The organism is Protofrankia coriariae, from assembly GCF_001017755.1.
GTDB classification, from domain to species: domain Bacteria; phylum Actinomycetota; class Actinomycetes; order Frankiales; family Frankiaceae; genus Protofrankia; species Protofrankia coriariae.
On sequence record NZ_JWIO01000003.1, the window covers coordinates 305,243 to 316,263 of the forward strand.

The 11,021-nt window shown below is 62.8% G+C and carries 13 protein-coding genes; 6 read left to right on the forward strand and 7 right to left on the reverse strand.

Annotation, left to right across the window (positions count from 1 at the left end; translation table 11 throughout):
- The first annotated feature begins 920 nt into the window (after positions 1–920).
- From FrCorBMG51_RS27875 to FrCorBMG51_RS03705, 3 genes are all read left to right on the forward strand, one after another.
- A complete protein-coding gene (locus tag FrCorBMG51_RS27875) occupies positions 921–1,835 on the forward strand; it encodes a hypothetical protein (protein WP_157180374.1) in 915 nt (304 codons plus the stop codon).
- Between the two features lie 488 nt (positions 1,836–2,323).
- Positions 2,324–4,345: an AAA family ATPase gene (locus tag FrCorBMG51_RS26155; protein WP_086055222.1), complete on the forward strand. Its 2,022-nt coding sequence runs from the start codon at positions 2,324–2,326 to the stop codon at positions 4,343–4,345.
- 541 nt (positions 4,346–4,886) lie between these two features.
- Entirely contained in the window at positions 4,887–5,087 is a 201-nt protein-coding gene (locus FrCorBMG51_RS03705; protein WP_047221656.1) for a hypothetical protein, read from the forward strand.
- Positions 5,088–5,103: 16 nt separating this feature from the next.
- Here the strand turns inward: FrCorBMG51_RS03705 and FrCorBMG51_RS03710 are convergent, their stop codons facing one another.
- Together FrCorBMG51_RS03710 and FrCorBMG51_RS03715 are read right to left on the reverse strand one after the other, a co-directional pair.
- On the reverse strand, positions 5,104–5,322 hold the full coding sequence (locus FrCorBMG51_RS03710) for a helix-turn-helix domain-containing protein (protein WP_235433281.1): 219 nt from the start codon (positions 5,320–5,322) through the stop codon (positions 5,104–5,106).
- Between the two features lie 106 nt (positions 5,323–5,428).
- On the reverse strand, positions 5,429–5,776 hold the full coding sequence (locus FrCorBMG51_RS03715; protein WP_047221657.1) for a type II toxin-antitoxin system RelE/ParE family toxin: 348 nt from the start codon (positions 5,774–5,776) through the stop codon (positions 5,429–5,431).
- A 371-nt stretch (positions 5,777–6,147) separates the two neighbouring features.
- On the opposite strand from FrCorBMG51_RS03715, the gene FrCorBMG51_RS03720 reads away from it, so the two are divergent.
- The 3 genes from FrCorBMG51_RS03720 to FrCorBMG51_RS03730 all read left to right on the forward strand — a co-directional run bounded on the left by FrCorBMG51_RS03720 (position 6,148) and on the right by FrCorBMG51_RS03730 (position 7,231).
- Positions 6,148–6,525 carry a type II toxin-antitoxin system RelE/ParE family toxin gene (locus FrCorBMG51_RS03720; protein WP_047221658.1) on the forward strand — a complete coding sequence of 126 codons (378 nt, stop codon included), beginning with the start codon at positions 6,148–6,150 and terminating at the stop codon, positions 6,523–6,525.
- 10 nt (positions 6,526–6,535) lie between these two features.
- Entirely contained in the window at positions 6,536–6,859 is a 324-nt protein-coding gene (locus FrCorBMG51_RS03725; RefSeq protein WP_047221659.1) for an XRE family transcriptional regulator, read from the forward strand.
- A gap of 141 nt (positions 6,860–7,000) precedes the next feature.
- Complete coding sequence (locus FrCorBMG51_RS03730) at positions 7,001–7,231, forward strand: type II toxin-antitoxin system HicB family antitoxin (RefSeq protein WP_200902315.1); 231 nt, start codon at positions 7,001–7,003, stop codon at positions 7,229–7,231.
- 33 nt (positions 7,232–7,264) lie between these two features.
- On the opposite strand, the gene FrCorBMG51_RS32355 is transcribed toward FrCorBMG51_RS03730, so the two are convergent.
- From FrCorBMG51_RS32355 to FrCorBMG51_RS03750, 5 genes are all read right to left on the reverse strand, one after another.
- The gene (locus FrCorBMG51_RS32355; protein ID WP_268760519.1) at positions 7,265–7,399 is read right to left on the reverse strand and encodes a hypothetical protein; all 135 of its coding nucleotides are present in this window, start codon (positions 7,397–7,399) and stop codon (positions 7,265–7,267) included.
- Positions 7,400–7,474: 75 nt separating this feature from the next.
- The gene (locus tag FrCorBMG51_RS03735; RefSeq protein WP_047221660.1) at positions 7,475–7,879 is read right to left on the reverse strand and encodes a type II toxin-antitoxin system VapC family toxin; all 405 of its coding nucleotides are present in this window, start codon (positions 7,877–7,879) and stop codon (positions 7,475–7,477) included.
- Positions 7,876–8,040: a hypothetical protein gene (locus FrCorBMG51_RS03740; protein WP_235433282.1), complete on the reverse strand. Its 165-nt coding sequence runs from the start codon at positions 8,038–8,040 to the stop codon at positions 7,876–7,878. The genes FrCorBMG51_RS03735 and FrCorBMG51_RS03740 overlap by 4 nt, the downstream gene beginning before the upstream one ends.
- Before the next feature lie 569 nt (positions 8,041–8,609).
- Positions 8,610–9,731, reverse strand: coding sequence for an MFS transporter (locus FrCorBMG51_RS03745; protein WP_235433283.1), 1,122 nt, complete (start codon positions 9,729–9,731; stop codon positions 8,610–8,612).
- Between the two features lie 278 nt (positions 9,732–10,009).
- Positions 10,010–10,936, reverse strand: a complete 927-nt coding sequence (locus tag FrCorBMG51_RS03750) for a substrate-binding domain-containing protein (RefSeq protein WP_047221662.1) — start codon at positions 10,934–10,936, stop codon at positions 10,010–10,012.
- Positions 10,937–11,021: the final 85 nt, after the last annotated feature.

Consider the following 11,021-nt stretch of genomic DNA (forward strand, 5'->3'; position numbering starts at 1 on the left):
CCGGCTCGCCGACGCCGCCGGTAACCGGATGCTCGGCGCCCATGTCCTGGCTGGCCTCTCCGACCAGGCAACCCAACTCGGCCACCCCGACGAAGGGCTCCGGCTCGCCCGCGCCGGCCGCCACGGCCTGCGTGGTCTGCGTGCCCCCGCCGCCCTGACCGACCTGTACGTGTTGGAAGCCCGCGCCCTGTCGGTCCTGGGCCGCTCCACCGACACCGCCGCGACGATCGCGCAGGCCGAAAAGACCTTCGATCTCATCAACCCGGCGAACGAACCCGAATGGGCAAAGTTCATCGACGAGCCCTACGTCACGGGGGAGATCGCGAACAGTCTCCGCGACATCGGCGACCCGACCGAAGCCCACCGCTACGCCCGCCAGTCCGTCGAGGCCGCCCGTAAGCAGAACCGGGGACGCCGCGGGGCACTCAGCCAAACCGTCGTCGCCGTCAGCTTCACCCAGCAAAACGACCTCGAAGGCGCCATCACCGCCGGCCACACGGCGATCGACATCGCCGCCGGAGTCCCCACCTCCGCCCGCTACGTCACCGCCATGACCGACCTGCGGAAACGACTCGCCCCGTACCAGCAAAATACCCACGCCCGCGAACTCGTCTCCCGCATCGACCGCACCGCGCTTGCCGGCAGCGCAGCCTGACCACACCGGAGCCGAACCGACGACCAGCGGTGCGGCCCGACGGACGACGCCGGCTATGTCCGAGGCTGACTGACTGCCGAATTATCCGTTTTAGGATCAAGAGCGGGCCGCGCCGCGCGACCGCCTGCGCGTGGCGCTGGCGCGCCATGCTCGCCGGGCGCGTCGCGCACCACCTATCCGCAGAGACCGCAGGCCGATCTACCCATTGACGGATCATCAATTGATAGGCAGGATTGCAGTACACATGTGGCTACTGGGGGGAACTGTGGGAGCGGTACGCGTCTGGGACGGCAAGGAATGGGAAAGGTACTGCATGGCCATTCTACGCCTCCACCACGGAGCCCAGGATTTTCATATAGTTCCCGATCGCCACGGCGGAGACCTCGGCCTTGAGGCGTTCACGCAGGATGGATGCGCGTACCAGTGTTACGCCGCCCTTGAGCCATTGTCGACAGCGGACCTCTACGAGAGTCAGCGCAACAAGCTCACAAAAGATCTCGGAAAACTTCGACACAATGAGCAGGAGCTTTCTCGCCTTGTTGGTTCGATAAAAATTCGACGCTACATGTTCATGGTCCATCGCCATGACTCGCACAAGCTTCTTCAGCACGCCCAAGGCAAGGTAGAAGAAGTGAAGTCCTGGGGCTTGCCATTCATAGCGAACGATCTTGCTATTGTTGTCGTCACCGACGATTCATTCTCTAGGGAAAGATCTTCACTTCTGGGCATTCCGCCGCCGCTTATGGACATGGAGTTTCCTGAAGTGCCAACCAGCGATTGGGCCATAGAGAATACCGAGCTCGTCGCCACAGCGACGCGGAAACTTTCGTTTCTCCCCAGTAAAGAGATGGCTCGCCGCTACTTAGAGACTCTCATGAAACAGTATCTTCAGGCTGAGAACGTGCTCGAAACAATGCGCCTGAAGTATCCCGACCAGTGGCAAGCCGCAGAACGCTGCAGGGCCCAGAAAGAAGACCTTCTAGTACTTGAGTACGGGGCCTTTTTCGATAGTCCTTCGGCGAGTCAGATCCTAAAAATCGTAGAGGATCTGACTCAGGATCTGCAGCGTTCCGTACCGGCGCTCGGCATCGATATGGCCAGGCAGTTTTCTTGGGCTTCGGTAGCCGATTGGCTAATGCGCTGCCCTCTGGACTTTATTCCGGCGGAGGCGGCAGCATGAATGACCTGGACTTCCTCGAAAGTGCCTTCGCCGCCATCGACACGCCGGTCAGATTCGCACGCCGACCAGATCCTGTTCCTGCTGATCTCCGGCTATCCTGGCGGCTAGTGATTCTCGCCCTGATACTGCGCAGATGTCGCGCAGACACAGCAACAGTTCAGCAGCTGCATGTGCTTTCTTGGGCGATCAGAACTACGAAATCTAGAGCCGTCTTCCTTCGGTGGATCAGTGGAGAGAAGAGGCCGGACGACGTAATAGTACGTTTCGAGCCCTCAATATCCCTGTCAATCGATCTAGCCAACGGTTCTGGACTTGTGAAGCGTTCTAGCAACGGCCGAATTACGTTGACAGAAAAAGGTCTTCTTCTCGCCGAAGCCATCAACCGTGACCCTGACACGCTTCGTTCCGAAAAGGAATTTCTCAATAAACTTCCCAGACGAGTCACTCAACGTTTTGTGCACGATGCTGTTGCGTGGATGGGCTGAGTGATGCGCCTGAAAATTCGTCGTCTCGCTCTGCAGGCGAACACTAACGGTCCGACCTTCGGCACGACGATAGACTTCGACGACGGCTTGAATATCCTCAGGGCCGACAATTCGAGCGGGAAGTCTACCTGCCTGCAGGCAATAATCTATGGCCTTGGGCTGGAGGGAATGCTGAGTCCCCGCAGGGAGGTTCCGCTTCCTCATGCTATGACTGACATCATTGAAGCAGGCGGGGAAGTATTCACGATCGAATCGTCGTATGTAAGTCTTGAGATCGAGAATAGCAATGGCGAGATCTTGGCAATTAGAAGAACGGTACGTGGCCAACCCGATACCTCGGTAATACAAACTTGGGCTGGCCCCATGCTGACCGATCCAGGGGACTGGCCACAACGAGACTATTTTGTGCGTCGACCGGGAGCGGCCCAGCGAGAGGCAGGGTTTCACTTCCAGCTCAACCGCTTCCTTGGCTGGCAGACTCCTCGAGTTACGCGAATGGATGGTGGGGAGGCGCCCTTGTACCTCGAAGCGCTCTTTCCCTACTTCTACGTAGAACAAAAGCATGGATGGTCCGGGGTGCAAGCTAGGATACCTGGCTATCTGGGTCTCAGGGAGCCAGGAAAAAGGGCGGTGGAATTCATTCTAGGGCTCGATGCATTCGAGCGTGTGTTGACTCGCCAACGCCTCATTTCAGCGCGATCCATCTTAGAAAGCGACTGGAAGTCAGTTGCGCGGGCACTAAGTACTTCAGCTGAATCGGCCGGCGTGGTCGTCAGAGGCGATTTTGAAAAACCTTCAGAAAACTTCGAGATCTCTTCGATCTCTTACACTATTAGTACCGGGCAGGTTTGGTCCAGCCTTGATGATGAGATTGATCGTCTCGCGGCGGAAGTAGCTCGTTCTCAAAGAACGCCGATTCGTAGAGTGGATCAAGTCGCCAAACAGGGAGAAAGTGAACTCCTGTCTGCTCAGAATTCTCTTACAAACGCCGCTACCGCACTGTCCGCTGTCATGGAGGAAGTTGAGAGTAATCGCCGCCGTAAGGTCGAAATAGAAAGTAGGATCGATGCGCTGGATGAGGATCTACAACGACATCGCGATTTAAGGGCTCTTAAGAGGCTTGGTGCTTCGCAATCCGGATTGTTGGACGACTACAGTATCTGCCCTACCTGCCACCAGGAGCTTCGTGACGGCATGGAGATCTCACACGCTCCGATGTCGATCGATGAAAATATAACCTTTATAGAGCAAGAGCTTCAAACTTTTCGCGCAATGCTTCACGATGTTGATCGAGTTTCGACCGCTCTTGCCGCGCGAGAACTACTCCTTCGCGAGCAGGTTACCGGTCTACGACGGCGCGTTCGTGTGTATAAGCAGGCATTATCAGATGTTGACTCGACGCCGTCTGCAACAGACATCGCGGAGAGGATCAGGGTCGAGGACCGACACGAAGATCTGATCCGCAAGCAAGCAGAACTCATTAGGATTACCCGCCAGCTCAGCGAAATATCGACCTCATGGCGTTCAAATAGCGAGCGGCTTAGAGCGATAGGCGAAGTAAGGGTTGACGAGAGCGATCTTGCCAAGCTCCGACTGTTGGAAAAAATCATTCGGGAGCAGCTGAAGAGTTACGGCTTCGGGTCTCTTCAGCCCGACACGATTGAAGTGTCGGACGATACGTATCGTCCGACCCACGAAGGATTCGATCTCGGGTTCGACTTGTCTGCAAGTGACATGATCAGACTAATCTGGTCGTATCTCCTCGGTTTACTCGAAACTAGCCTACGCAGTAATGGAAATCACCCGGCTTTCTTGGTCTTCGATGAACCGCGGCAGCAAGATACGGCGCCAATAAGCTTCGAGCGTCTTTTGTCTCGGTCTGCATGGATGACTACCAGAGGCGTTCCAGTACAGATCATATTCGCGACGAGCGAGAGCGAGGGCACGATTAGCGAGATGGTTAACAATCTTCCGCACAGAATGATCAGTTTTTCGTCGGAGCGGAAGATCCTTCAACCTCTATAGGCTATGGATTGTAAGGCCCGGCGCGGCCTCCCGACGAGCAGGGCACGTCAATGCGGCATAACAGCCGTCAGTGTTGATCGGCCACGTCCCGTGGCAGACTGTAGGCCTTCCTCGACCAGCAGGTGCCCCCGCTTGCCGGCCCGGGAGGGGTCAGATTGTTCGAGTCGAGCCCGGTGCAGTCCCGCGACCGGTGTACCCATCGGTGTACCCAAGCCGGCGGATGTTGGCGGACGAGCACGAACACCGGTGGACGGCGAGCGCAGGCCACGCTGACACGGCGGACGTCCACGGACGTCAGCGGACAAACCGCTCTTTCCTCTTAATCTGCGGGTTCGGGGTTCAAGTCCCTGGCGGCGCACCCGCCGGCTTGCCATGCTCGCCGATCTTTGATCGGCTTCGCCGAGGGACGTGATGTCTACCCGGGGGGCGGCCCCCGGACCCCCGGTGTCGCGCTCTGCGCGACTACCATCCACACGGAATCCCATGACAGCGTACCGTGCACCGGGTGAGACAGCCTGTGCCGCACAGCGGGGAGGGCTATATGCAGGAGCCCGAGCTGCCGGCAGCTCTCTGTGATGTCGAGCTTGTTGATCCACCCGCCTGGCTCGACGAGGTGCTCGTGGATGCGGATGAGGATCTGTCCGCGGGATGCTTGCGGTCGTTCGCGTCGATCGAGGAGTTCGACGCCTACGCCCGGCAGGTCACTGCCGATGACGGAGAGGCACTACGTCGCACCGCATGACCGGTTGGGCGCATCCCTAGCCGAGGACGACTCTGCGATCACCGAAGTCGGCGACGATCTCGATCTTTCCGCCGAGGGCTTCCACGTAGGCCCTGATCGTGGACAGTCCTGCGCGGTCGAGCGCACCGCGTTCAAGTTCGGAGACCGACGGCTGCTTGACGTGCATGCGCTCGGCCAGCTCCACCTGAGTCAGGCCCTGCTCCTCGCGGATCTCTCTGAGTCTGAAGGCGCGCACCTCGGCGTCCATACGAGCGCGATGCTCCGCGACTCTGTCTTCCCTCGGAGGCCGCTTGGCTCGTGCCTGGCTCCATGTACTTGTCATCGTGTGCGCCTCCTCCCGATCAGCTTCCATGTTCACTACGCAACCACTCATCGTACCGATCATCGGCGATCTTGATATTTCGGGTGTACCAGCCATTCCAGTCACCGGACTTGTCACCGCCGACGAGCAGTACCGCCCGCCGTTGTGGATCGAACACGAACAGGATGCGTACCTCTCCCGAGCCGGATGATCCCGGGCGCAGCTCTTTCATGTTGTGGTGTCGGGATCTCTTGATGAGGTCGACCAGAGGCCGGCCTAAAGCCGGGCCGTCGTCTGCGAGCTTGTCGATCGCGGCTGTGACCAGGTCGTAGCTACTGTCGTCGAGGCTCAACAGCCACGTCATCGACCTCGTCGAGTAGCCGGGCATCCCGGCGCACCTCCTCACTATAGGCTCTTGCCTGTATAGGGCAAGGCCTATGAGGTCGGCGACGTCATGTACCTGGTCGTGTACCCGAGCCGGCGCACGTCGACGGACGAGCACGAACACCCGCTGCGTGACCTGCGCTCACCGTCCGCCGGTGTGCGTGTTCGTCCGCCAACCCGCCGGCTTGGGTACAGCGATGGATACACTTGGACGGTCGCCAGTGCCGACCGCCGGCTGGCCTGCTTTGGCCCAGGTCAACGGCCATCCGATCCTCACCGGAACCAATCGATGGGACCAGGCGATCATCGTTGCCACGGGCACACCGTGGCATGTTCAGGCCAACGAGAACTTAATGCCTGGGTTAAGCTGTTCGAGTGCGAAGCTGGGAAGTCCTCCTGGCCGAGGATGTCGTCGAGTGGTTCGTCGACCTGACCAAGAACGACCCCCACTCGGCCGACCTCGTCGAGGACGCCATCGACCGGCTAGCCGCCGCAGGCCCGACCCTCGACCGGCCCCTGGTCGACCGGATCAAGGGCTCACGTCATCACAACATGAAAGAGCTACGGCCTGGCTCGGCAGGCACGAGCGAGATCCGAATCCTGTTCGCCTTCGACCCGGTCCGCCGTGTGGTGCTGCTGGTGGCCGGAGACAAGTCCGGCAACTGGCAGCACTGGTATGAGACCGCGATACCCGCGGCGGACGAACGCTACGACCTTCATCTGACCGAGATCGCGAGGAGGGACTACCGATGACAACGATGAGATGGGACGACGTCAAACGCCAGGCCAAGCAGCACGTGTCGCCGCCGGCCACCCGGTACGGACCGACGCCGACCGTGAGGCCGGGCAGCGCCGTCTCGACGACGAGATCCACGCCTACCGGCTGGCCGAGGTCCGACGCAGCCGCGCCCTGACCCAACGCGAGGTCGCTGAAACCATGGGCGTATCCGGTCCCCGCATCTCCGATGTGGAACGCGGAAAGCTGGATGTGGTGTCGGTGTCGGTCCTGCGCGCCTACGTCGAGGCTCTCGGCGGACGGTTGAAGGTCACCGCCGAGTTCGGCGACTCGAGCTACATCGTCGCCTGACATCGGCTCCGTCAACCGCCACCGAACACAGCAGCAGGAAGGCCAGCCCGGACCTGGACCGGTAGACAGTGGCGGACAGGGAGCCCTGCCGGAATGATCGTTCTGGCGGATCGACGTCACGTGGCGCTGTACGCTCGTCGCGTGGCTGAGACAAGACTGCTCACAGCGGTACTGACGCCAGACCCGGACGGTGGGTATGTCGTCCAGATTGTGGAGCTGCCGGGTGTGATCAGCCAGGGCGACACCGTGGAGGAGGCACTGGCGAACATTCGCGAAGCCGCCGAGCTCTACCTCGAAGACGCGACGCCAGCGGATCGAGCCGCACTTGACGTCCACCCTCTGACCACCGCGGTGCAGGTGCGTGTGGCTTGAGCGGCCTTCCTGTCCTGTCCGGCGCGCGACTGGTCAAGGCGCTCGAGCGCGCTGACGAACTCGACGCACTCCTGTAGCAGGCACCCAGCGCAGGCGGTACCGGGTGGCCGGCGGCGACACGTGCTGCTTGGCCTGGCGTTTGACGTCGTCCCATCTCATCGTTGTCATCGGTAGTCCCTCCTCTCGATCCCGATCAGGTGAAGGTCGTAGCGTTCGTTCGCTGAGAAGGGGAGGGGCTCGCGGCTACGGTAGGAGCGTGACGGGGCTTCTGGGGCGCACGACGGAGAAGTGCCGTCGATCAAGGGTTGCTATGGCATCTGTTCCAAGTCTTTCAGCGATCGCGATGACAGCGGCGTCAACCGAGCCGAGAGGGAAGTCCGCGTATTTCTCGATCAGTTCAACAATCCGATCGATGTCCGTCTTTGCCAGCGGGATCAGGGTGATCTGTCCGGTACCGATAGAGCGCAGGAACGCGGCTTCGGCATGGGTACCCTTCTCCCGCTCCAGCAGGTAACAGACCTCGGTGAGCACGGGGTAGGGAACGAGTAACGGGCGGGGCGTACGTCGCATGAGCGCGACGCACCGGGCGTGATCTTTGTCGTCGGCGTCGATGGCGGCGACGAGTGGGCCGGTGTCCCAGATGATCACTCGGGTTCGCGTCCCATCTCCGCACGCAGGATCTCGCCGGAGCGGGCCGCGAGGTCGCCCTTGCCGCTGGACAGCGCGCCCACGAAGTCTGGCAGCGGCCACTCGTCGCCGCCGTCCTCGGTCGGGGTGCTCTCGCGCACGAGAGCCAGGATCGGCGCCACCTGCGATTCAGGCAGCCGGTCAATCAATCTATGCAGCTCGTCCCGCAAGATGCTCACAGATCACAGGATACGGCCGCGGGCGGCGGCCGACTCGCCAGATCCACTGGCGTACGACCTTGTGGCCCTGTCAGGGTGGGCATCTCCTGTCTCATCCCATCTTGCGATCTTGGCGGGTAGAACGATCTGGGCGAGCGTGCTCCTGCCGACCTGCCGACCTACCGACCTGCCGACCTGCCGACCTGCCGACCTGCCGCGCGCCGCCGACGACCACCCGGGTGTCTCCAAGCGCCGCCGACACAAGGTCCGTGGCATGCCTCGGGAAGAGGTCAGGACTCGGCTGCCCGACTGCCATCCCGCCCTCCTCCGGCCGGCCCAAACACATGCCCGCGGTCAGTTTGAAGCCATGGTCACGGTCGTTCCGCGAGCATGATCGCGGTTGTTCCGCGGGCATGGCCGTGACCGGTCTGACGTCCCGGCGTTTCCGGAGCGGCCCTGCCACGGCGGAGCCGGGTGGGGCTCGGAGGGGCTTGCGTGGTTCCGGCGAGGTGAGGGGCCGTGTATGGCGGGCATCAGGCTGTTTTTCTGGCGCTCGGCGCCACTGTCACCGACAGGAGAAGGGCGAGCGTGAGCACCATCCAGGCCGCGAGATAGCTGAAGGCGAGGGTGGGCGAGGCGAGGGTGTACAGGAGGCCGGCGACGACGTTCGCGGCGAGGTTCCCGACCGCTTGGACGGTGGCGAGCAGCCCGAACGCCGACCCTCGGATCTCGTCGGGCGCGAGGGCCGCGACGGCCGCGTGTTCGGCGGTCTCCGCGCAGCCGATCCCGATTCCGGCGAGCACGAAGGCCACGCCGAGCAGCCAGATCACCGGTCCGGAGACCGCGAGCAGCAGGTAGGAGACCAGGAACGTCGCTACTCCGACGGCGGTGACCAGGAGCGGGCCGTGACGGCCGATCCGGTCGGACAGCCCGCCCGCGGGAAAGGACGCGGCCGTTGCGGCGATGTTGTAGGCGATGTACAGCGCGATCCCGATCCGGGTGGCCGCGTCCGTGCCGTGGCCGGCGGCCAGGAGATCGGTGGCGCGCAGGATCAGCAGGGTGCCCGCCACGTTGCCGACCTCGAAGGCGGTGAACCCCGCCAGCACTCGGCCGAGCTGCCCGCGCAGCACCGGCCGGATCTGGAACCGCAACCGGCGCCGCCCGGTGGCCCGTGGCAGCTTTGCCTGCCGGATCGCGTAGACGATCGCGAGCGCCGCCAGCAGACCGGGAACGAGCGAGATCAGCATGGCGGTGCGCACGCTGACCAGCGACACCAGGCCGAGCGCCAGCAAGGGGCCGATGATCGCGCCGAGGTTGTCCATGGTCCGTTCAAACCCGTAGGCCCGGCCGTAGGCGACGGCGGGCACCACGTCGGCGAGCAGCGCGTTGCGGGCCGGTACCCGCAGTCCGCGGGCCGCCCAGGCGCCAGCCCGCAACATCCCCGCCTGGGCTACGGAGGTGGTCGCCCCGATCAGTGCGGAGAACACCGCCGTGGTAGTGTAGCCGCCGACCGCGACCGCGCGCCGCCGGCCGGGATCGTCCGCCAGCGCGCCGCCGACGAACCTGCCCGCCCCGGCCAGCCCTTCCGACACTCCTTCGATCGCGCCCAGTGCCGCGGCCGGCGCGCCCAGGGTCGTGGTGACAAAGCTCGCCATCAGCGAGGTCGGCACCTCATGCCCGACATCGGCGAGGAAGCTCGCCGTCCCAATCCCTCCGACACCTGGTGTCAGCCACGGCCGCCGCCCCGAGGCGATAGATGTCTCGGCAGGGGTTTCGGCTGGCGCTGTACTGGTCTCAGTATTCACAGGTGGGATCAGACAACACGCGGTCCCGCAGATGCAGACTGTTTTTCCTGGCGGGTGCCCTATATGCTGATCATTAGTTTCGGTCTGTGCTACTACTGAGCGAACCAGCAATCGCAAGGATTACCGGCTCAGCGATTGGCCGAGACCAGCGGCCGGACGGTGGCAGTGTGCTGAAGGTCATAGCCATCCAGATCTGCGACAGATCGCTGGAACAGCGGATCCCGAAGTGTGGCGATCAGCGGTCGGGCCGCCCCCAACGCGCCATGGCCAAGAGCGATCTCGTAGGGCTCCCACAGCAGCGGGACGAAGTCGAGCCCCAGATCCGCCAGCCCGGCACGCACCCCCAGACCGACATCGGCGATACCCGTGGCAACGGCAAACGCGATCTCCATATGCGAATGCAGTTCGGGCCCGGCAATCTCGTGCGGCGCGACCCCGTCGGTGAGTAGAAGCTGTTCGAGCAGCAGCCGAGTACCCGCGCCCAACTCACGCCTGGCCACCCGCAGACCACCGAGCTGGGCGGCGGACGCCAGGCCCCGTGGGTTGCCCGCCGGGACGATCAGCCCCTGCTCACGCCGCCACAGATGCAGAAGACGCGGCTTGTCGCGACCCAGCACCGCCCGCGCGAACGCCTCGTTGTACACGCCATCCCGATGGCGCAGGTGGATCACCGCGCCATCGGCCTCGCCACGCGCGACCGCTCGCAGCCCCTGGAAACTCCCCCGCGCCCCTACCGGCACGACCGCCGCGCCGAGCCGGTCAAGCAGGACACCCAGCGCCGGGTCATCGCTGCCCGCCAGCCGGAACACCCTCTCTGGCTCCAACAGGCGCGCCGCGGCGATCGCACCCTCACCGGCGACCCGCGCCCGCCGCCGGTCCGCCATGGTGATCACTCCGGCATCCGCCAGATAGCGGTAGGCCCGCACCACCGTCGACGACGTCGTTCCCAGAGTCCGGGCGTACTCCCGCACGCCGGGCAACTCCTCACCCGCCGCCAACTCCCCGGACCGCACACGACGAGCTAAATCATCAGCAATCTGCATATAAAGGGCCATGGCTACCAACTATATGATCATTTAGCCGTCCGAGGCGCCGGCACCGGCGCACGACGGAAAAGTGTCGATCAAGGGTTGCTATGGC